Source organism: Streptomyces sp. NPDC002057 (assembly GCF_040296665.1).
Classification (GTDB): domain Bacteria; phylum Actinomycetota; class Actinomycetes; order Streptomycetales; family Streptomycetaceae; genus Streptomyces.
Genome location: NZ_JBEOXR010000011.1, coordinates 98,845 through 118,521 on the forward strand (window position 1 = coordinate 98,845; position 19,677 = coordinate 118,521).

A 19,677-nucleotide genomic window follows, 5' to 3' on the forward strand; every position below is an offset into this window, starting at 1 on the left:
CGGTCCACGGGGAGGCGGTGCGCGGGGTCGCGGATCGACGGGGCATCGTCGTCGGCCGCCCGGCGGAGGAGCGCGATGCCCGGGCTCGCCCCGCCGGCCGGCCGTGCGTCGGCCCACCGCCTGCCTCACCGGTCGGCCGTGCGTCAGCTCACCAGCTGCCTCACCGGCCGGCCGTGCGTCAGCTCACCGCCTTCGCCGCCGCCCGGCCCGCCGCCCTTCCCGAGAAGATGCAGCCGCCGAGGAAGGTGCCTTCGAGGGAGCGGTAGCCGTGGACGCCGCCGCCTCCGAAGCCGGCCGCCTCGCCCGCCGCGTACAGGCCCGCCAGGGGCTCGCCGCCCTCCGTGAGGACGCGGGAGTCGAGGTCGGTCTCCAGGCCGCCGAGGGACTTGCGGGTGAGGATGTTGAGGCGGACGGCGATGAGCGGGCCCGCCTTGGGGTCCAGGATGCGGTGCGGGGTCGCCGTACGGATCAGCTTGTCGCCCAGGTAGCGGCGGGCTCCGTGGATCGCCGTGACCTGGAGGTCCTTGGTGAAGGGGTTGGCGATCTCGCGGTCGCGGGCGGTGATCTCGCGGCGGAGCGCGGTCTCGTCGATCAGGTCCTCGCCGGTGATCCGGTTCATGCCGCGGACGAGGGCCGGGAGGTCGTTCTCGACGACGAAGTCGACGCCCTTGTCCATGAACGCCCGGACCGGGCCCGGGACGTCGGCGCGGGCGCGGCCGATGACGTCGCGGATGGACTTGCCGGTGAGGTCGGGGTTCTGCTCGGAGCCCGAGAGGGCGAACTCCTTGCCGATGATCTTCTTGTCGAGGACGAACCAGGTGTGGTCGTGGCCGGTCCGCATGATGTGTTCGAGGGTGCCGAGGGTGTCGAATCCGGGGAAGAGCGGCACCGGCAGCCGCTTGCCGGTCGCGTCCAGCCAGAGGCTGGACGGTCCGGGAAGGATGCGGATGCCGTGCCGGGCCCAGATGGGGTTCCAGTTCTCGATGCCCTCGGTGTAATGCCACATCCGGTCGCGGTTGATGTGGTGGGCACCGGCCTTCTCGGCGACGCCGAGCATCAGGCCGTCGACGTGGGCGGGCACTCCGGAGAGCATGCGGGCGGGCGGGGTGCCCAGGCGCTCGGGCCACTGGGCGCGGACGAGGTCGTGGTTGCCGCCGATGCCGCCGGAGGTGACGATCACGGCCTGGGCGCGGAGTTCGAAGGTGCCGGTGGGGGTGCGGGTGCTGGCGGTGCCGCGGGCGGCGGTGGAGGGTTCCAGGATCTCGCCGGTGACGGTGTCCACGGCTCCGGCGGTACGGCCGAGGGCGGTGACGCGGTGGCGGAAGCGCGGCTGGACGAGGCCGCGGGCGACGCCCTCGCGGACCCGCTGCTCGAAGGGGGCGACGAGGCCGGGGCCGGTCCCCCAGGTGATGTGGAAGCGGGGGACGGAGTTGCCGTGTCCGTTGGCGTCGTAGCCGCCGCGCTCGGCCCAGCCGACGACGGGGAAGAAGCGGACCCCGCGCGCGTGGAGCCAGGAGCGCTTCTCGCCGGCGGCGAAGTCGACGTACGCCTCGGCCCATTTCCGGGGCCAGTGGTCCTCGGTCCGGTCGAAGCCCGCGGTGCCGTACCAGTCCTGGAGGGCGAGGGCGTGACTGTCCTTGACCCGCATCCTGCGCTGTTCGGGCGAGTCGACGAGGAAGAGGCCGCCGAAGGACCAGTGGGCCTGGCCGCCGATCGACTGTTCGGGTTCCTGGTCGAGGAGGATCACGGTGCGGCCGGCGTCGACCAGCTCGGCGGTGGCGACGAGCCCGGCGAGGCCGGCCCCGATCACGATCACATCAGCGTCGTAGGACATGGACCGCATCTTGGATACACGGATGTATCGAGTCAACCGTTTCGCCGTTCCGGCCTTGGGATCCCCCTCAGCCGGGCACCCGCTCCCGTTTTCTAATGCTGAGCATTAATATGGACGCATGGCGAGGACATCGGGGCCCGAGACCCGGGACAGACTGATCCGCGCGGCGGAGGAACTCTTCGCCGCCCAGGGCGTGCACGGAGCCCAGCTGCGCGACATCGTGGCCCGCGCGGGGCAGGCGAACCCGTCCGCCGTGCAGTACCACTTCGGCTCGCGCGCGGGACTCCTCGACGCGGTGATGGCCGGCCGCCAGCTCCGTACGGAGAGCGTGCTCGCCCCGCTGCTCGCGGCCGCCCCCGACGAGGTGCACGCCCTGGTCACCGCCCTCGTCACGGCCGAGGCGAGCGAGCTGGGCACCGACCGCGGCCGCCGCTGTCTGCGGATCTCCGCGCAGCTCAGCCACGAGAGCGGCGTGCGCACCCGCACCCCCCACCCCACGCTCGCCGGCACCGGCTACTGGCGCCTGATCGAGCGGATCGCGGACCGGCTGGCCGCCGGCGGACTGCCCGAGCCCCTGCTCCTGGAGCGCCTCGACCTGGCACTGACCGTGGTCGGCGCGGCGATGGCGGACCGGGCCCGGCAGTACCTCGACGGCACCGAACCCCTCACCGGGGAGCCGCTCTTCCTCGCCGATCTGGTCGAGACCACCACCGCCCTGCTGCGCGCCGCACAGCCGGAGCAGGCACACCCCCTCCCCCGAAAGGACCCTTCATGAACGACCTCACCGGCAGGACCGTCCTCATCACCGGCGGCGCCCGCGGCCTGGGCGCCGAGGCCGCCCGGCTGGCGGTCGCGGCCGGCGCGAACGTCGTGCTCACCGACGTCCTGGACGAGGAGGGCGCGGCGACCGCCGAAGCGCTCGGCGAGCGGGCCCGCTTCCTCCACCACGACGTGACCTCCGAGGAGGAGTGGGCCGCGGCCGTCGCGTACGCGGTGGCGGAGTTCGGCGGGCTGCACGGTCTGGTGAACAACGCGGGCATCTCCACCGGCGCCTTCCTGGAGACCGAGTCCGTCGAGCACTTCCGCAAGGTCCTCGACATCAACCTGACCGGTGTCTTCATCGGCATGAAGGCCGCGATACCGGCGATGAAGGAGGCCGGCGGCGGCTCGATCGTCAACATCTCCTCGGCCGCCGGACTCATGGGCCTCGCCCTGACCGCCGGGTACGGCGCCTCCAAGTGGGGCGTCCGGGGTCTGACGAAGATCGGCGCGGTGGAGCTCGGCACGGCGGGGATCCGCGTCAACTCCGTCCACCCGGGCATGACCTACACCCCGATGACCGCCTCCGTCGGCATCGAGCGCGGCGAGGGCAGGTACCCGAACACGCCGATGGGCCGGGTCGGCGAGGCCGACGAGATCGCGGGCGCGGTCGTCTTCCTGCTGTCGGACGCGGCCTCGTACGTGACGGGGGCGGAGCTGGCGGTGGACGGCGGCTGGACCACCGGGCCGACGGTCAAGTACGTCATGGGGCAGTGACGGGCGCGCCGAGCCGGTCGGGGTGGCCGTCCCGCCGAGGGCGGGCGGCGTCCCCGGCGGGTTTGCTTGGATGGCGGCATGAGCGCCGCTGAAGAGATTCTCGATGTCGTCGACGAGCACGACCGGGTGGTCGGCCGGGCCCCACGCGGCGAGGTGTACGCGCGGGGCCTGATCCACCGCTGCGTCTTCGTCCGGGTCCGGGACGCCTCGGGGCGGGTCTTCGTCCACCGCAGGACCCCGACCAAGCTGGTCTTCCCCGGGCTGTACGACATGTTCGTCGGCGGGGTCGTCGGCGCGGGCGAGTCCTACGACGAGGCCGCGCTGCGCGAGGCCGAGGAGGAACTGGGGGTCTCCGGGCTCCCGCGCCCCGAGCCGGTCCTGCGCTTCCTGTACGACTCCGAGGGCGTGGCCGGGAAGTGGTGGTCGGCCGTGTACGAGGTGCGCTGCGACCTGCCCGTCCACCCGCAGGTGGAGGAGGTCGCCTGGCACTCCTTCCTGACGGAGGAGGAGCTGGACCGGCGGCTGGACGACTGGGAGTGGGTGCCGGACGGGCTCGCCGCGCACGAGCGGCTGCGGACGCGCTGGTGATGGCGGCGGGGGGTACGGGGGCGGGAAGCGGGTCGGGGGCCGGGCGGCCGGGCTGGAGCGACCCGGTCGGGGGGTCCGGGCGGGTCACGGCCGACGGGTCCGGGCGGGCCGGGCCAAGGGGTCCGGGCGGGCCGGGCCAAGGGGTCCGGGCGGGCCGGGCGGGGCGAACATCTGACCGCTAGGGTGCACGTGTGAGCGATTTCGTGCAGAGCCTGCGGCTGTGGTTCGCACCGCAGCGGATCCGGGACGAGGGAGAGACCCCCGACTACCGCTTCTCCCTCGCCAACGAGCGGACCTTCCTCGCCTGGATCCGGACCGCGCTCGCACTCGTCGGCGGCGGTTTCGCCGTCGACCAGTTCCTGCCGGACCTGCGGTGGGGCGTACGGGTCGGGCTCGCGCTCGCCCTGCTCGCGGCCGGGGTGCTGTGCGCGCTGCGGGCCGTGAACCACTGGGTGCGCTGCGAGCGGGCGATGCGGCGCGGTGAGGACCTGCCGGTCTCCCGGTTCCCCGCGGTGCTGAGCTTCGCGGTGGCCGCGGTGGCGCTCGCGATGGTGGTGGTCGTCGTCTTCGGCTGGGCCGGGCGGTGAGCCCGGCGGGCGGGGACCGGGATCCCGACCCCGCGGCGCAGGGAGCCTCCGCCCCCGGCCCCGCCGCCGAGGGGGGCCCGGCCCCCGCCGCCTCCGCCGAGGCCCGGGATCCCGGGCTTCAGCCGGAGCGGACGCGGCTGGCCTGGCGGCGCACGACCCTGTCGTGCACGATCGTCGCGGTGCTCGCCGTCAAGCTGGCCGTCCACGACGAGATCACACCCCTGGGCCTCACCGGACTCGCGCTCTCGGCGCTGGTGTGGATCGGCTTCCTGGCCGTCGCCCACCGCCGGATCCGGTCCCTGGCCGCGGCCAGGCCCCGGCCCCTCTCGCACCGGGGCGGGCTGCTCGCGGCCGGATGCACGATCGCGCTCGCCGTGTGCGGCGCGGCGATGATCTGGTGAGCCCTCGCCCGGGGGCATGACGACCGTCAGGGGACGGTGACGACGACCTTGCCGTTGAGGCCGCCCGCGGCGTTCGCGCGCTGCGCGTCCGCCGCCCGCTCCAGCGGGAACGTCCTGGCCACCCGTACGGTCAGGACGCCTTCGTCGACCAGGTCGGCGAGGGCCGCGAGGTCCACCGCGTCCGGGCGGACCCAGAAGTAGCGGCCGCCGAGGGCGAGGACCTCCCCGTCGGCGATCGAGGCGAGCCGGCCGCCCGGGGCGAGGAGCCCGGCGGAGATCCGCAGGAACGGTCCTCCGATGGTGTCGAGGACGGCGTCCACGCCCTGCGGGGCGAGGGCGCGGACCTGGTCGGCGAAGGTCGTCTCGTCGTAGCGGACCGGCTCGGCGCCGAGTTCCGCGACCCGTTCGAGACCCGCGTCCCGGGCCGCGCCGATGACCCGGCAGCCGAGGTGGCGGGCGATCTGCACCGCCATCGAACCGACCCCGCCGGCCGCCGCGTGCACCAGCACGGTGTCCCCCGGGCCGACGGTGAGGGCCTGGTGGAGCACCTGGTAGGCGGTGAGACCGACGAGCGGCAGCGCGGCGGACTCCTCGAAGCCGAGCGTGCGCGGCTTGCGGGCGAGGGTACGGACGGGGGCGGCGACGTACTCCGCGAAGGTGCCCCGGGAGAGGAAGTCCTCGCGGACGTAGCCCATGACCTCGTCGCCCTCGGCGAACTCGGTGACGGAGACGCCGGGCCGGACCACGACGCCGGAGACGTCCCAGCCGGGGACGACGGGGAAGACCGCGTCCATCATTCCGTCGAGGTACCCGGCCTGGCACTTCCAGTCGACCGGGTTGACGGCCGCCGCCCGCACCCTGACCAGGACCGCGTCGGGTCCGATCTTCGGGTCGGGCAGCTCGCCGTACTCCAGGACCTCGGGACCGCCGTACCGGCTGTAGCTGATCGCCTTCATACCCCGACCCTCGGCGCGGCCCGGGGCGTCCGCAACTCGGCGTCGGGGCGACGTGCGCGACGGAAGGACACGGGAGGGACAGAGGCACCGAAGCGGGACGAGAGGTGCGTACCGGACTAGCCTGGAACGGTCAGTCCGCCCCCTCACAGAGGCCATGTGATGACCGTTCTCCACCACGAGCACCCCGCGCACACCCACGCCCACGGCCCCGACTGCGGCCACGAGGCGGTGCCCCACGGGGACCACGTCGACTACGCGCACGACGGGCACCTGCACCGCGAGCACTCCGGCCACTGGGACGAGTGCGAGCAGGCCGGTCACGTCTCCCACGAGGCCCACGAGCACGCGCACGGGCCCGACTGCGGCCACCTCACGGTGGCCCACGGGGACCACGTCGACTACGTGCACGACGGGCACCGGCACGCGGCGCACGACGGGCACTGGGACGACCACTGATCCGGTCCCGGAGCCGCTCCGACTTCCCCCGGGTCAGGGCCGACTGGCACTCTTCCCCTGTCCAGTCGGGCTCTCATCCGGGGGAATCCCTTTGTCTGCCACCGATCCCTATGTGGTCGCGCTCGCACCGAACGTCCACGCCTTCGTCCAGCCCGACGGAGGCTGGTGCCTGAACAACGCCGGATTCCTCGGCGACGCCCGCGAGTCGCTGCTCGTCGACACCGCGGCGACCGAGCGCCGGGCGCGACGGCTGCGGGAGGCGCTCCTCGGCGAGGGCCTCCCGCTCCCGGGGACCATCGTCTCGACCCACCACCACGGCGACCACACCTACGGCAACGGGGTGTTCCTGCCGGAGGCCCGGATCGTCGGGCACGAGAACTGCCGGAGCGAGCAGCTCGCGGCCGGGCACCAGCTCCATCTCCTGTGGCCGCAGACCGACTTCGGGAAGGTCGACATCCTGCCGCCGTCCGTCACGTACCGCGAGCGGCTGACGCTGTACGTCGGCGACATCGAGGTGCGGGTGATCCACCCGGGGCCCGCGCACACCACGGGCGACTCGATCGTGCACCTGCCCGAGCAGGGTGTCGTCTTCACCGGCGACCTGGTCTTCCACGGCGGGACCCCCTTCCTGCCGATGGGTTCGCTCGCCGGTTCCCTGCGCGCGCTCGACCTGCTGCGCTCCCTCGACGCGCCGACGGTCGTGCCGGGCCACGGCCGGGTGACCGACCCGTCGGCGTACGACGCGACGGAGCGCTATCTGCTCCGGGTGCGGGAGCTGGCCACCGAGGGGTACGCGCGCGGGGCGACGCCGCTGGAGACGGCGCGGCGGGCGGAACTCGGCGAGTTCGCCGCGTGGCGGGAGAGCGAGCGCCTGGTGGCGAACCTGCACCGGGCGTACGCCGAGCTGGAGGGGCTGGCCGAGGGGTCGCCGCTCGACCCGGTGGCGGTCTTCGGCGACATGGCGGCGATGAACGGCGGGGTGCCGGTGGCCTGCCACGCCTGAGCCACGCGCGCGCGTGCGCGCCGGGACGGGGTGGGGCGGGCGCCTGGTTCAGGGGTCACCAGCGGGGGACCTCCGGCGTGCGCCACTCCGGGTCCGCGACGCGCATCGCCGCCGCGTCGTCGCGGTCCCGCAGGGTGCCGTCGTCGTCGAGCCAGCGGCGGTGCAGGGCGGCGAGGGCGGCCCGGTCGAGCTCGACGCCGAGGCCGGGCGCGTCGGAGACCGTGAGCCGGCCGTCCCGGAAGACGGGGCGGGTGGTGACGACGTCCTCCGTCTGCCACGGGTAGTGGGTGTCGCAGGCGTGGCGCAGTTCGGGCAGGGTGGCGGCGACCTGGGTCATGGCGGCGAGGCTGATGCCCAGGTGGGTGTTGGAGTGCATGGAGAGCCCGACGCCGTACGTCCGGCAGAGGGCGGCCAGTTCACGGGTGCGCCCGAGGCCGCCCCAGTAGTGGTGGTCGCAGAGGACGATCCGTACCGCCCCCTTCGCGAAGGCCTCCGGGACCTCCTCGAACGTGGTGACGCACATGTTGGTCGCGAGCGGCACGTCGGTGCCGGCGGCGATCTCGGCCATGGCGTCGGTGCCGCTCGCCGGGTCCTCCAGGTACTCCAGCACGTCCTCCAGTTCGCGCGCGACGGCGAGGGAGGTCCGCACGGACCAGGCGCCGTTGGGGTCGAGGCGGAGCGGGCGGCCGGGAAACGCCTCGGCGAGCGCGCGGATCGCGGCGACCTCCCGTTCGGGCGCGAACACCCCGCCCTTGAGCTTGAAGGACCGGAAGCCGTACTCGCGGTCGAAGCGGCGGGCCTGGGCGACGATGCCGGCGGGGTCGAGGGCCGCGCCCCAGTCGTCCGCCGGCCGGGACGAGGCGTCCGCGCCGGGGTGGGCGGCCCAGCGGTGGAAGAGGTAGGCGCTGTACTCGACGGTGTCGCGGACCTTGCCGCCGAGCAGGGCGTGGACGGGCAGGCCGAGGGACTTGCCGAGGGCGTCGAGACAGGCGGTCTCGAAGGCGGAGACGACGGAGAGGCGGAGCTTGTCGGCGGTCCGGACACCGCGCAGGCCTCCGGCGTCGACGCCGGAGGCCTGGCCCGGCCCGGTCTCCCCGCCGTCGCCCGCGTTCGCGCTCGCGTTCGCGTCGGCGCCCGTGTCGGCGCTCTCCGCGAGCGCGAAGAGGCTGTTCACATCCGTGACCGGTCGACCCTGGAGCGCCTCCGCCAGCGGGCGCGCGAGGTCCAGGTACACGCCGTCTCCGTACGTCTCCCCGAGGCCGCTCACCCCTCCCCTGGTGACCACCTCGACCACGAGCCGGGGCGTGTACGGCTGATGGACCCCCTGGACGTTGAGGAGAGGCGGGTCGGAGATGAGGATCGGGGTCAGCCGGACTTCGTCGACGATCAGCTTCGCATCCATATGTGAACTCTATTCAGAGACTCGACCGGAGACCAGAGCATCCACAGCGCTTTCCCGGCACCCCCCTGGACGACATACCGACTGGTCGGTCATCATGAACGCCGACCGAAGCCGATCCGGAGGTACGCACGTATGAGTTCCGCCCCGCCGCCAGGTCTCGACCCCGAGCAGCTGCGCCGCTTCCTCGACCGCGAGCGGCCAGGGCTGGTGTCCGGCCCCCTCGAAGCCCGGCTGATCGAAGGCGGCCGGTCGAACCTGACGTACGTCGTGACCGACGGCACCGGCCGCTGGGTGGTCCGCCGGCCGCCGCTCGGCCACGTCCTCGCCACCGCCCACGACATGCGGCGCGAGCACCGCGTCATCAGCGCCCTGCACACCACGGACGTGCCCGTCCCGGAGACGCTGCTGCTCTGCGAGGACGACTCCGTGCTCGGGGCGCCCTTCTACGTCATGGAGTTCGTCGACGGCACGCCGTACCGCTCGGCGGACGAACTCGCCCCGCTCGGCCCCGACCGCACCCGCGCCGCCGTCCTCGGCCTGGTCGACACCCTCGTCGACCTGCACGCCGTGGACCCCGACTCCGTCGGGCTCGGCGACTTCGGGCGCCCCGAGGGCTTCCTCGACCGGCAGTTGCGCCGCTGGGGCAAGCAGCTCGACGCCTCGCGCGGACGCGACCTGGCGGGGATCGACGAGCTGCACGCCGCCCTCGGCCGCGCGCTGCCCGTCTCCCCGCCGCCCACCGTGATCCACGGCGACTACCGGCTCGACAACGTCCTCATCGACGGGGACGACCGCATCCGGGCCGTCCTCGACTGGGAGATGTCCACCCTCGGCGACCCGCTCACCGACCTCGGCCTGCTCGTCATGTACAGCACGCCGCTCCACCTGCCGGACTCCCCCATCTCCACGACCGCCACGGCCCCCGGGCATCCGAGCGCCGCCGAACTGGTCGAGCGCTACGCCGCCCGCTCGGGCCGCGACACCTCCGCCCTCGCCTGGTACACGGCCTTCGCCTGGTTCAAGCTCGCCGTGATCCTGGAGGGCATCCACTACCGCTACACCCTCGGCCGGACCGTCGGCGCCGGCTTCGACCGCATCGGCGAACTCGTCCCCGTCTTCATCGAGCACGGCCTCACCACCCTCCAGGAAGGCTGATCCGCCATGGACTTCGCGTACGACGCCCGCACCGAGGAACTGCGGGCGAGACTCCTCGCCTTCATGGACGAGCACGTGTACCCGGCCGAGGCCGTCGCCGAGGAACAGCGGGCCCTGCTCCCCTCCCCGTGGGACACCCCGCGGATCGTCGAGGAGCTGAAGGCCGAGGCCAAGCGGCAGGGTCTGTGGAACCTCTTCCTGCCCGACGCCGCGTACGGGGCCGGGCTGACCAACCTCCAGTACGCGCCGCTCGCCGAGATCACCGGACGCAGCCCCCACCTGGCCCCCACCGCCCTCAACTGCGCCGCCCCGGACACCGGGAACATGGAGCTGCTCGCCCAGTTCGGCGACGAGGCGCAGAGGAAACAGTGGCTGGAGCCGCTCCTGGCGGGCGAGATCCGCTCGGCCTTCGCGATGACCGAGCCCGAGGTCGCCTCCTCCGACGCGACGAACATCGAGACCCGGATCCGGCGGGACGAGGGGGGCACCTCCCGCTCGGGCGGAGCCGAGAGCGGGGGATCGTACGTCGTCAGCGGCCGCAAGTGGTACATCTCCGGGGCGATGAACCCCGACTGCAAGGTCTTCATCGTGATGGGGAAGACCGACCCCGACGGCGCGGACATCCGCCGCCAGCAGTCGATGATCCTCGTGCCGCGCGACACCCCCGGCGTGGAGGTCCGCCGGGCGATGCGGGTGTACGGCTACGAGGACCACTCCCACGGCGGTCACGCCGAGGTCGTGTTCCACGACGTCCGTGTCCCCGCCTCGAACCTCGTCGGCGAGGAGGGCGGCGGCTTCGCCATCGCCCAGGCCCGGCTCGGCCCCGGCCGCATCCACCACTGCATGCGGCTCATCGGCATGGCCGAGCGGGCCGTGGAGCTGACGTGCCGGCGCGCGGTCTCCCGTACCGCCTTCGGCAAGACGCTCGCCCAGCAGGGCGTCGTCCAGAACTGGATCGCGGACGCCCGCGTGACGATCGAGCAGCTCCGGCTCCTCGTCCTCAAGACGGCCTGGCTCATGGACACCGTCGGCAACCGCGGCGCCCACACCGAGATCCAGGCCATCAAGATCGCGACCCCGCGCGCGGTGGTCGACATCATCGACCGGGCCGTGCAGGCGCACGGGGCGGGCGGGGTCTCGCAGGACTTCCCGCTGGCCGAGCTGTGGGCGGCGGCGCGGACGCTGAAGCTCGCGGACGGGCCGGACGAGGTGCACCAGCGGTCGCTGGCCCACCGGGAGCTGAAGAAGTACCTGTAGCCGCGGCTCAGGGACGGAGCGCGCGCAGCAGCAGGTCGGCGAGCTGGTCGGCGACCTGCTGCGGCGCCAGCGGGCCGTCCGGGCGGTACCAGGTGGACAGGTGGTGGACGGAGCCGAAGTGGTAGTCCACCACCAGGTCCGCCGGGGTCGCGGACGAGAAGACCCCGGCCTGCTGGCCCTCCTCGACCAGGGCCCGGAACCGCTCGTGGTAGCGGCGCCGCTCGGCCCTGACCTGCTTGTTCTTCTCCGGGCTCAGGTGGTGCATGGAGCGGAAGAAGATGGCGGCGTCGTCGAGGTTCTCGATGGTGGTGACGACCACGTCCGCGGCGGCGGCGCGCAGCCGGACCTCGATGGGCTCGTCGGCGTCCGCGTAGGCGTCGAGACGCTCCTGCTGGAGGCGCAGGACGCGGGCGTAGACCTCCTGGAGGAGGTCCTCCTTGGAGCCGAAGTAGTGGTAGAGGGCGCCCTTGGTGACACCGGCGGCCTCGACGATCTCCTGCACGGAGGTGCGGTCGTACCCCTGCTCCGCGAAGAGCCGGGTGGCGGCGGCGAGGAGCCTCTGGGGGACGGGTGTGCCGCTCCCGTCCGTCGTCCTGGCCATGCTCCGCCGCCTTCCTTGGTGATCGTTTTCGGTCAGGGGAACGTGTTCCCGCCGGTAGATCTTCCCATCCGCCGGGGCGCCGGCTAACGGGTGCCCGTCTCCCAGGTCCGCTGGACGTGGTTCATGGTGGTGAGCCAGCGCTCCGGGTCGGTGGCCCGGTTGCGGTAGAAACCGGCCACCTCGGGGTGCGGCAGGACGAGGAAGCGGTCGGCCTCGATCGCGTCGAGGAGGGCGTCGGCGACGTCCTCGGGCTCGATGGCGGTGGGGGCGAGGACGAGCTCGCCGGCCGTTCCGGCGGCCGTGAGCATGTCCGTACGGACACCCTGGGGGCAGATGGCGTGGACGGCGAGGCCGCGGTGCCGGTAGGTGAGGGAGAGCCACTCGGCGAAGGCGTAGGCGCCGTGCTTGGAGACGCTGTACGGCGCCGCGCCGATCATGGTGAGCAGGCCCGCGGCGGAGACGGTGGAGACGAACCGGCCGCTGCCGCGCTCCAGCCACTCCGGGAGGAGGGCGCGGGCCGCGCGGACGTGGGCCATGACGTTGACGTCCCAGGCGGCGGCCCAGACGTCCTCGTCGGCGAAGGCGTCGCCGGGCGAGGAGAGTCCGGCGTTGGCGCACCAGATGTCGACGGTGCCGCCGAGGGCCTCGCGGGCCTCGTCGACGACGGCGGAGGCGTCGCCCGGGACGGCGAGGGCGCCGATCTCCTCGGCGACGGCCTTGGTGCGTTCGGGGTCGAGGTCGTTGACGACGACCCGGGCCCCCTCGGCGGCGAACCGGCGGGCGAGGGCGGCGCCGATGCCGCCGCCCGCTCCCGTGACGACGACTCCGGCGCCCCGGACGCCGCCCGCGTTCCCGTCCGTACCCGTGCCCGTACCCGTGCCCGTACCCGCGCTCATGGCGTGATCCACCTCTCCCCGTGCCGTACGGCATGACGTTCCGCTCGGCAGACTAACCGGTCGGTATGTAGAGAGGGAAGGGATCGGGGAAGGGTCGTACCGGACCCGTCCCGCACGCCTCGTTCCCCAGCGGCGTCAGGAGCGCTAGCGTGCGTGCCCATGTCACGCGCCCCGGCCGGGGACGGCGATCGAGGAGGTTTCCGCATGAGCCTGTCGCGACGGAGTCTGCTGGCCGCAGGGGGCGCCCTGGGGGCGGTGGCGGCCGCCGCCCCCACCGCCTCGGCGGCGGAGGGACCCCCCGCGCGCGGGCGGCTGCGGACCGGCTTCGAGCGGCTCGCGGACGACGGGTACGCCCTCCTCGCCGGCGAACGGATCGGCGTCGTCACCAACCCCACCGGCATCACCCGGGACGCGCGGCACATCGTGGACGTGATGCACGCCGACGAACGCGTCGACCTGGCCGCCGTCTTCGGCCCCGAGCACGGCTTCCGCGGCACGGCGCAGGCGGGCGGCTCGGAGGGGCGGTACGACGATCCGGCGACCGGACTGCCCGTCTACGACACGTACCTGAAGAGCGGACAGCCGCTCGCGGACGTCTTCACCGCCTCCGGGGTGGACACGGTCGTCTTCGACATCCAGGACGTCGGAGCCCGCTTCTACACCTACATCTGGACCCTGTACGACTGCATGGTGGCCGCCGCCCTCGCCGGGAAGCGGCTCGTCGTCCTGGACCGGCCGAACCCGGTCACCGGGCGGGCGGCGCTCGGCCCCGTCCTCGACCGGGCCTTCGCCACCTTCGTCGGGCGGGAGCCGATCGCGCAGGCGCACGGCATGACCGTGGCCGAGCTGGCCCGGCTCTTCAACGGCGAGTTCCTGACGACGCCGGTCGCCCTGGAGACCGTACGGATGACGGGGTGGCGGCGCACGGAGTTCTTCGACTCCACCGGGCTGCCCTGGGTGCCGCCCAGCCCGAACATGCCGACGCCGGAGACCGCGCTCGTCTACTCCGGCACCTGTCTCTTCGAGGGGACGAACCTCTCCGAGGGGCGGGGCACCACCCGCCCCTTCGAACTGCTCGGCGCCGAGGGGATCGACCGGAGGTGGGCGGAGGCGGCGAACGCCCTCGGGCTGCCGGGGGTCCGGTTCCGCGAGGCGTACTTCGCGCCGACCTTCTCCAAGTTCCAGGGCAGGACCGTCGGCGGGGTGCAGCTGCACGTCCACGACCGGGCGTCCTTCGACCCGGTACGGACCGGGATCGGGCTCCTGATCACCGCCCGGAGTTCGTGGCCCGGCTTCGCCTGGCGGCCGGACAACTGGATCGACAAGCTGACCGGCTCGACGCGGGTCCGGACGCTGATCGACGCGGGCGCGGACGTGGACGGGACCGTGGAGGCCTGGCAGGCGGACCTGTCGGCCTTCCGGGCGGTGCGGAGGGAGTATCTGCTGTACCGGTGAGGGGGGTTGTCCCGGCCCGGTTCGCGGCGCCGCGCCCGGGCCGGTGGGGTTGTCCCCCGGTCCACAGGGGTGCGGGCGGGATGTCCTCCGGGGCATCCCGCCGACGACGCTTGTCCCATGAACCTTTCCAGCCCCTTCCGTTCCTCCCGTTCCGCCCACTCCCCGTTACGGCGTCGGCTGCCCCTCGTCGGGCTGCTGGTCGCCGCCTGTCTCGGCTCCCTGGCGCCCGCCGCCGGCGCCGCGGCGGCCCCGGCCGCTCCCGATCCCGCGCGTGAACTCGCCCGCACCGCGCAGCCCCTGACCGACCTGCGCCCGCTCGACCGGATGATCGGCTCGGCCAAGGTCGTCGGCATCGGCGAGGCCACCCACAGCTCGGCGGAGTTCTTCACGGCCAAGCACCGGATCTTCGAACACCTCGTGGAGCGGCAGGGCTTCACCACCTTCGCCCTGGAGGCCCCCTGGTCCACCGGGCTGCTCGTCGACGAGTGGGTGCGGACCGGCCGCGGCGACATCCGGGCGATCATGCGGGACGAGTTCCAGGAGTCGTACCGCCTCTGGAACACCGAGGAGTACCTCGACCTCTTCCGCTGGATGCGGCAGCACAACCGGCTCCACCCCGATCACCAGGTCCGTTTCATGGGCAACGACCTCGGCTACGCGGGCGGGAACGTCTTCGACGCCGTGACCTCGTACGTGGCCCGGAACCGTCCCGCGCTCCTCCCCCGCTTCCAGGAGCTGTACCGGGGCTCGCGGCCCACCGGCGGGGTCGAGGAGTGGATGACGGGGTACATGAACCGGCCGCTCGCCGAGCGGAAGCGGATGTCCGGCGACGTGAACCGGGCCCTCGCCCTCCTGGAGCGCCAGCGGCCCGGCAAGGGCCCCGGGGCGCGGGAGGCGTACGCCTGGGCCGTGCAGCACGCGCGTGCGATCGCCCAGGTCGGCACGGAGCTCGCCCATGACATCGCGACGCCGGAGGGGATCGCCGCGGCGATGCTCTACCGCGACCGGATCATGGCCGAGAACACCGTGTGGTGGCAGCGGAAGACCGGCGACCGGGTCCTGCTCTCCGCGCACAACGGCCACGTCGGGTACGTGACACCGAGGCCGGACCAGTACCCCCGGCTCCAGGGCGCGTTCCTGCGGGACATGCTCGGCCGGGACTACGTGAGCGTGGGCGCCACCTTCGGGCAGGGCTCCTTCAACGCGCACGACACCGAGGCCCCGGGCGAGCCGCTCCGGCCCTTCACCGTCGGACCGCTCGGCCCCGACAGCGGCGCCCACACACTGGACCGGGTCTCGTCCACCCCCTTCTACCTGGACCTCCGCCGTACGACTCCGGTGGCGCGCGACTGGCTCGGGACGGCCCGGCCGACCCGGAGCATCGGCACCGCGTACCCCTGGCCGGGCGACACCGTGCCCGTACGGCTCTCCTCCTCGTACGACCTCCTGATCCACTTCCCCCGGATCTCGGCGGCCCGGCTGCGCTGACCGCCCGCCGCACGTCTGGACGGGCCCGTGCGCGGGCATGCTGGCGGTGGAGCCGCCGCCCGCGCACGGGGCGCACTCGGCGCTGCGGCCCCCTCGAAGCGGAGGGACGGTCGTGCCGTGGCCGGAATGAGCGTGGAGCCCTACCGGGAGATCACCTTCGACAAGGACGGCGACGGCCCCCCGGGGCAGGCGTCGGCTCTCGCCGGGCTCGCCCGGCAGGGCGTCTCCGACCTGGTGCTGTTCGCGCACGGGTGGAACAGCTCGCCGTCGGGCGCGACCCGGCTCTGCTCGGACTTCTTCGCCCCCTTCCCCGGGCTGCTCGCGCCCGGGGTCGAGGCGGGGTACGCGGGGGTGATCTGGCCCTCGATGATGTTCACGGACGAGCCGGTCCCCGACTACCGGGCCCTCGTGCGGGTCCTCCCGGAGAAGGAGCCGGTCCTCGACCGGCTCACGGAACTCCTCGTGACGGCACCGGCGGAGGAGAGCGCGTTCGCCGAGTTCGGCGCGCTGCTGCGGGAGTTGACGGACCTCGCGCCCGACGGCGGCCGGGAGGTCGCGGCCGGGGCCGGGGAGCGGGTGCCGGAGTTCCTGGTCGCGGACCCGGTGGAGGTGTGCGCGCGGTTCACGGAGGCGGTGGAGGCGACGGAGGGTGCTCGCGCCGAGGGATTCGGCGAGGGCCTCAAGCGGTACTGGAAGGGCGCCAGGGAGGTCCTGCGGCAGGCCACGTACTACGTGATGAAGAAGCGGGCCGGGCAGGTCGGCGAGCTCGGCCTGGGACCGCTGCTCGGTGAGGTCTCCCGGGCCGCCCCCGGCCTCCGCGTCCACCTGGTGGGCCACAGCATGGGCGCCCGGCTCGTCGCGTACGCCCTGAAGGGGCTGCCGACGGGGGCACGTCCGGTGGCCTCGGTGACCCTCCTCCAGGGGGCCTTCTCCCACTACGCGTTCGCCGCGCGGCTGCCGCACGACGCCGGGCGGTCCGGCTCGCTGCGGGACGTGCGGCAGCGGGTCCGGGGGCCCGTGGTGGCCTGCTACTCGCGGCACGACACGGCGCTCGGGGTGATGTACCCGCTGGCCTCCCGGCTCGTGGGCGACTCGGCGTCGATCGGCGCGGAACGGCCGGGGGCGGAAGGGCTCGGCGCGGGAGGGCTCGGCGCGGAAGGGCTCGGCGCGGAACCGGCCGGGCGTTCCGGGGCCGCGCCCTCCGGGACCGCGCCCTCCGGAGCCGGGCCTTCCGGGGCCTCGGGCGGCGCCCCGGCCGGGCTGCTCGGCGTCGGTGATCCGCGCTGGGGCGCGATCGGGCACGACGGTGTCCAGGCGGTGCCGGGGACGGTGGTGCGGACCTTGGCGACGGTGCTGCGCCAGGGGGTGCCGGCCTCGGGGTGCGTGAACGTGGACGTGGCGGACGTGGTCCGTTCGCACGGCGACGTCTGCCGCCCCGAGCTGGCCCGGGTGGTGGTCTCGGCGTCCCGCACCGGCCGCTAGACGGGTCGGCGGACCTCACCGGACGGCTCGGTTCCACCGGTTCCCAGGAGCACCTCGCGCACCGTTGATGGGTCCCATCCGAATTTCGATGGAACACCGGAGCGCGCTCGTTCGTCCCTCTGATACCGCGGAAGGACCAGCGACGGAGGTGGCGGGAGATGGCCGGTTTCCGGAGTCTCGCGAGACAGGTGCGCGATCCTGGGTGCGACACGGCCCTGCGCAGGTACTCCCTGCGCAAGTGTCTGGAGCGGTTCGCGCCGTACGGGCACCGGGCGACGTGGGACCACCTGTGCCGCAGGCACAGGTTCGGACCCGAGGACCGGGAGCTCGACCCCGGGCGGCTGATCGCCGCGCTCGACGAGCTGGAGGAGGCGCGGGCCCTGTGGCTCGCGTACGAGGAGAGGTTCGCCGCCCGGCGGCGGCGGGAGAAGTACGAGGGCCTGCGCAGGCCCGGTGCGCTCGACGACTGGCACCGGCGGGTCTGGGGCGGCAACGGGGTGGTGAAGTGCGGCGATCCGGCCGTGCACCCGTCGGACCCGCTGCCGGAGGTGCTGCGGAGGCTGATCACGGCCCTGGAGCGCGGACCGGGCGAGGGGTGCCCGGTGTGCGCGGGACCCCGGATCGCGTGGGCCGGTCCGGGCGACGCCCCCGAGCCGTGGCTCGGCCCGGTGTGCGGGGACTGCGGGGTCGGCGTACCGCGCTCGGTTCTCACGTCCGGGGCACTGGCCCGCGCCCGCGGGGAGCGGATCCGGTCGCTGGCCTCGGCGGCGTGAACGCCGGGGCGCGACCCCGTGCCGGTCGACCGGCACGGGCCGGCCCCGGAGGAGGGCGGCGCCTCCGGCCTAGCCGTTGTCCTCGTCCGAGGCGGTCCGGCGGATCGGCAGCAGGCGGGAGCCGGCCATCCGCTCGCCGAAGGCGTCGTCGGGGTTGGACAGGACGCAGTTCTCCAGCGACAGACAGCCGCAGCCGATGCAGTCCGTCAGGTGGTCGCGGAGCCGGCCCAGTTGCTTGATGCGCTCGTCGAGCTCGGTGCGCCAGGCGGCCGAGAGCCTGGCCCAGTCCTCGTTGGTGGGCGTGCGCTCCTCCGGGAGCTGGGAGAGCGCCTCGCGGATCGTGGCCAGCGGGATGCCCACCCGCTGCGCGGCCCGGACGAAGGCGACCCGGCGCAGGGTGTCGCGGCCGTAGCGGCGCTGGTTGCCGGTGGTACGGCGGCTGTTGATGAGCCCCTTGGCCTCGTAGAAGTGCAGGGCGGAGACGGCGGCCCCGCTACGGGCGGAGAGCTGACCGACGCTGAGTTCGTGGATCTTCTCTGGAATCTGCGGCACCCCGTCAACCCTACTGGTCGGCCGGCGCCACCCCCCACGGATCCGTTGACAGGGCGCCCCTCACCCCCACATGCTGAGCAAGCGCTTAGACAGCGCGACCGGGGAGCCCGGGACGGGGAGCCGGAGAGCCGGAGGAAGCGTGACGAGAGGGAGCAGGGACATGGCCGAGCCGAGGATCTTCACCTCCGCGGAGGAACTGCGCGCGGGGGTCGGCGAGCAGTTGGGGCACAGCGACTGGCTGGAGATCGACCAGAAGCGCATCGACCTCTTCGCCGAGGCCACCGGCGACCACCAGTGGATCCACGTCGACCCGGAGCGCGCCGCCGACGGGCCGTTCGGCGCGACCATCGCGCACGGCTATCTGACGCTCTCCCTGCTGCCGGTCCTCGTCCCGCAGATCCTGTCCGTCGAGGGCATGAAGATGGGCATCAACTACGGCACCGAGAAGGTGCGTTTCCCCTCCCCGGTCCCGGTCGGCTCGCGGCTGCGCGCCACGGCCGTCCTGACGAAGGTCGAGGAGGCGGGCGGCGGCGTGCAGGTGACGGCGGCCGTGACCGTGGAACGCGAGGGCGCCGAGAAGCCCGTCTGCGTCGCCGAGTCGGTGTCCCGCTACTACTTCTGAGCGCCGACCATCCTGAGGACGAGGTCGGCGTAGAGCGCGCCGACCTCGTCGGGCGTCCGGCGTCCCTGGGTGTTGAACCAGCGCGAGACGTCGATGCAGAGGGAGAGCACGGCGACCGTGGTGCCGGGGACGTCCGGCACGTCGAACTCGCCCGCCGCCACGCCCTCGTTGATGATCCCGCGCACCGCGGCGTCGGACTCGCGGCGCAGCTCGACGATCTCGGCGCGGTGCTCGGCGCCGAGGGCGTCGAGCTCGTACTGGACGACCCGCGCGGTGGTGTGGCGCTCGGCGTGCCAGCGGACGAAGGAGCGCACGGCGTCGGCGAGGCGGTCGGCGGCCGTGCCGTCGCCGCCGGCCGCGGCCCGGAGGATCTCCAGGGCCTTGTCGTGACCGATCCGGCTGATCCGGTGGAGCAGCTCTTCCTTGGTCTTGTAGTGGATGTAGAGCGCGGCCGGGCTCATGCCGGCGCGGCCGGCGATGTCCCGGGTGGTGGTGGCGTGGTAGCCGCGCTCGGCGAACGCCTCGACGGCGGCCACCAGCAGTCGCCGGGCCGCCTCGGGCGTGACCTCGCCCCAGGGCATGTCCTCGCCCCCGGGCGTCTGCTCCGCCGTGCTCATCCCACACTCCCTCTCG

Annotated in this window: 21 protein-coding genes; 14 read left to right on the forward strand and 7 right to left on the reverse strand. The window is 73.6% G+C overall.

Features of this window, described 5'->3' with window-relative positions:
- Positions 1-178 precede the first annotated feature (178 nt).
- A complete protein-coding gene (locus ABT129_RS12275) occupies positions 179-1,834 on the reverse strand; it encodes an FAD-binding dehydrogenase (protein ID WP_351899959.1) in 1,656 nt (551 codons plus the stop codon).
- 118 nt (positions 1,835-1,952) lie between these two features.
- Between ABT129_RS12275 and ABT129_RS12280 the strand changes: the two genes are divergently transcribed.
- From ABT129_RS12280 to ABT129_RS12300, 5 genes are all read left to right on the forward strand, one after another.
- On the forward strand, positions 1,953-2,609 hold the full coding sequence (locus ABT129_RS12280) for a TetR/AcrR family transcriptional regulator (RefSeq protein WP_351899962.1): 657 nt from the start codon (positions 1,953-1,955) through the stop codon (positions 2,607-2,609).
- On the forward strand, positions 2,606-3,370 hold the full coding sequence (locus ABT129_RS12285; protein WP_351899964.1) for a glucose 1-dehydrogenase: 765 nt from the start codon (positions 2,606-2,608) through the stop codon (positions 3,368-3,370). Before ABT129_RS12280 ends, ABT129_RS12285 begins: the two co-directional genes overlap by 4 nt.
- 78 nt (positions 3,371-3,448) lie before the next feature.
- Positions 3,449-3,958: an NUDIX domain-containing protein gene (locus tag ABT129_RS12290; protein ID WP_351899967.1), complete on the forward strand. Its 510-nt coding sequence runs from the start codon at positions 3,449-3,451 to the stop codon at positions 3,956-3,958.
- Between the two features lie 191 nt (positions 3,959-4,149).
- A complete protein-coding gene (locus ABT129_RS12295; protein WP_351899969.1) occupies positions 4,150-4,545 on the forward strand; it encodes a YidH family protein in 396 nt (131 codons plus the stop codon).
- A 137-nt stretch (positions 4,546-4,682) separates the two neighbouring features.
- On the forward strand, positions 4,683-4,946 hold the full coding sequence (locus tag ABT129_RS12300; protein WP_502981737.1) for a DUF202 domain-containing protein: 264 nt from the start codon (positions 4,683-4,685) through the stop codon (positions 4,944-4,946).
- Positions 4,947-4,972: 26 nt separating this feature from the next.
- Here ABT129_RS12300 and ABT129_RS12305 read toward each other — a convergent pair whose 3' ends face one another.
- Positions 4,973-5,902, reverse strand: coding sequence for an NADP-dependent oxidoreductase (locus tag ABT129_RS12305; protein ID WP_351899971.1), 930 nt, complete (start codon positions 5,900-5,902; stop codon positions 4,973-4,975).
- A 159-nt stretch (positions 5,903-6,061) separates the two neighbouring features.
- Between ABT129_RS12305 and ABT129_RS12310 the strand changes: the two genes are divergently transcribed.
- Together ABT129_RS12310 and ABT129_RS12315 are read left to right on the forward strand one after the other, a co-directional pair.
- The gene (locus tag ABT129_RS12310) at positions 6,062-6,358 is read left to right on the forward strand and encodes a hypothetical protein (protein WP_351899974.1); all 297 of its coding nucleotides are present in this window, start codon (positions 6,062-6,064) and stop codon (positions 6,356-6,358) included.
- A 91-nt stretch (positions 6,359-6,449) separates the two neighbouring features.
- Positions 6,450-7,361: an MBL fold metallo-hydrolase gene (locus ABT129_RS12315; protein ID WP_351899976.1), complete on the forward strand. Its 912-nt coding sequence runs from the start codon at positions 6,450-6,452 to the stop codon at positions 7,359-7,361.
- 55 nt (positions 7,362-7,416) lie between these two features.
- Here the strand turns inward: ABT129_RS12315 and ABT129_RS12320 are convergent, their stop codons facing one another.
- Complete coding sequence (locus ABT129_RS12320; RefSeq protein ID WP_351899979.1) at positions 7,417-8,763, reverse strand: enolase C-terminal domain-like protein; 1,347 nt, start codon at positions 8,761-8,763, stop codon at positions 7,417-7,419.
- Positions 8,764-8,895: 132 nt separating this feature from the next.
- Between ABT129_RS12320 and ABT129_RS12325 the strand changes: the two genes are divergently transcribed.
- Both ABT129_RS12325 and ABT129_RS12330 read left to right on the forward strand, forming a co-directional pair.
- Positions 8,896-9,918, forward strand: coding sequence for a phosphotransferase (locus tag ABT129_RS12325; RefSeq protein ID WP_351899981.1), 1,023 nt, complete (start codon positions 8,896-8,898; stop codon positions 9,916-9,918).
- A 6-nt stretch (positions 9,919-9,924) separates the two neighbouring features.
- Positions 9,925-11,175 (forward strand): acyl-CoA dehydrogenase family protein, encoded by a 1,251-nt coding sequence (locus ABT129_RS12330; RefSeq protein WP_351899983.1) that lies wholly within the window; start codon positions 9,925-9,927, stop codon positions 11,173-11,175.
- Positions 11,176-11,182: 7 nt separating this feature from the next.
- On the opposite strand, the gene ABT129_RS12335 is transcribed toward ABT129_RS12330, so the two are convergent.
- Together ABT129_RS12335 and ABT129_RS12340 are read right to left on the reverse strand one after the other, a co-directional pair.
- Entirely contained in the window at positions 11,183-11,776 is a 594-nt protein-coding gene (locus ABT129_RS12335; protein ID WP_351899985.1) for a TetR/AcrR family transcriptional regulator, read from the reverse strand.
- Positions 11,777-11,859: 83 nt separating this feature from the next.
- Positions 11,860-12,672 carry an SDR family oxidoreductase gene (locus tag ABT129_RS12340; RefSeq protein ID WP_351899987.1) on the reverse strand — a complete coding sequence of 271 codons (813 nt, stop codon included), beginning with the start codon at positions 12,670-12,672 and terminating at the stop codon, positions 11,860-11,862.
- Positions 12,673-12,876: 204 nt separating this feature from the next.
- On the opposite strand from ABT129_RS12340, the gene ABT129_RS12345 reads away from it, so the two are divergent.
- The 4 genes from ABT129_RS12345 to ABT129_RS12360 all read left to right on the forward strand — a co-directional run bounded on the left by ABT129_RS12345 (position 12,877) and on the right by ABT129_RS12360 (position 17,870).
- Positions 12,877-14,127 carry an exo-beta-N-acetylmuramidase NamZ family protein gene (locus ABT129_RS12345; RefSeq protein ID WP_351899990.1) on the forward strand — a complete coding sequence of 417 codons (1,251 nt, stop codon included), beginning with the start codon at positions 12,877-12,879 and terminating at the stop codon, positions 14,125-14,127.
- 117 nt (positions 14,128-14,244) lie between these two features.
- The gene (locus tag ABT129_RS12350) at positions 14,245-15,615 is read left to right on the forward strand and encodes an erythromycin esterase family protein (protein WP_351899992.1); all 1,371 of its coding nucleotides are present in this window, start codon (positions 14,245-14,247) and stop codon (positions 15,613-15,615) included.
- Positions 15,616-15,741: 126 nt separating this feature from the next.
- The gene (locus ABT129_RS12355) at positions 15,742-17,097 is read left to right on the forward strand and encodes an alpha/beta hydrolase family protein (RefSeq protein ID WP_351900134.1); all 1,356 of its coding nucleotides are present in this window, start codon (positions 15,742-15,744) and stop codon (positions 17,095-17,097) included.
- A gap of 158 nt (positions 17,098-17,255) precedes the next feature.
- Entirely contained in the window at positions 17,256-17,870 is a 615-nt protein-coding gene (locus ABT129_RS12360; RefSeq protein WP_351899995.1) for a hypothetical protein, read from the forward strand.
- A 69-nt stretch (positions 17,871-17,939) separates the two neighbouring features.
- Here the strand turns inward: ABT129_RS12360 and soxR are convergent, their stop codons facing one another.
- Positions 17,940-18,422: a redox-sensitive transcriptional activator SoxR gene (gene soxR / locus ABT129_RS12365; protein ID WP_351899997.1), complete on the reverse strand. Its 483-nt coding sequence runs from the start codon at positions 18,420-18,422 to the stop codon at positions 17,940-17,942.
- 160 nt (positions 18,423-18,582) lie between these two features.
- Here soxR and ABT129_RS12370 point away from each other — a divergent pair, with 160 nt between their 5' ends.
- On the forward strand, positions 18,583-19,044 hold the full coding sequence (locus tag ABT129_RS12370) for a MaoC family dehydratase (protein ID WP_351899999.1): 462 nt from the start codon (positions 18,583-18,585) through the stop codon (positions 19,042-19,044).
- Here the strand turns inward: ABT129_RS12370 and ABT129_RS12375 are convergent.
- Positions 19,035-19,661: a TetR/AcrR family transcriptional regulator gene (locus ABT129_RS12375; protein WP_351900002.1), complete on the reverse strand. Its 627-nt coding sequence runs from the start codon at positions 19,659-19,661 to the stop codon at positions 19,035-19,037. The genes ABT129_RS12370 and ABT129_RS12375 overlap by 10 nt on opposite strands.
- Positions 19,662-19,677 lie beyond the last annotated feature (16 nt).